Annotated in this window: 1 protein-coding gene; it reads right to left on the bottom strand. The window is 45.6% G+C overall.

What is annotated here, in order from left to right; all coding sequences use genetic code 11:
• Window positions 1–697: RNA-directed DNA polymerase (locus tag EJ063_RS21865; protein ID WP_148104548.1), on the bottom strand; the 697-nt coding region annotated here is incomplete at both ends.

Here is a 697-nt window from a genome sequence, read left to right as displayed (position 1 = left end):
TGAGGACCTTAGTTTTCCCTTTGTGTATGTTGAGGCCTACTGATGCAGAGACTGCTGCTACACTGGCTGTCTTCATCTGCATCTGTTCGTGTGTACGTGATAGGAGGGCTAGGTCATCTGCGAAGTCCAGATCGTCTAATTGGTTCTGAGCTGTCCATTGTATTCCGTGTTTTCCTTCAGATGTCGAGGTCTTCATAATCCAGTCGACCACCAGAAGAAAGAGGAAGGGAGAGAGTAAACAGCCTTGTCTGACTCCGGTCCTTACTTGGAATGCATCTGTCAGCTGTCCTCCATGCACTACTTTGCACTGTAGTCCGTCGTATGAGTTCCGGATAATATTGACAATCTTCTCAGGAACTCCGTAGTGTCGAAGAAGTTTCCATAATGTCCTCCTATCTACACTGTCGAATGCCTTTTCATAATCAATGAAGTTGATGTATAGTGATGAGTTCCACTCAACTGATTGTTCGACGATGATCCGTAGTGTTGCAATTTGGTCTGTGCACGACCGATCCTTACGGAATCCAGCTTGTTGATCTCGAAGTTGGGCGTCTACTGCATCCTTCATCCGGTTCAGCAACAATCTGTTGAAGACTTTCCCTGGTATTGACAGTAGTGTAATGCCTCTGTAGTTTTCACATTTGCTCAGATCTCCTTTCTTTGGAATCTTGACGAGGTGTCCTTCTTTCCAGTCCAT

Source organism: Vibrio aquaticus, from assembly GCF_003970385.1.
Lineage (GTDB): Bacteria > Pseudomonadota > Gammaproteobacteria > Enterobacterales > Vibrionaceae > Vibrio > Vibrio aquaticus.
Note: the sequence above shows the minus strand (reverse complement) of the source record. Positions and strands in the feature narration are given on the sequence as shown.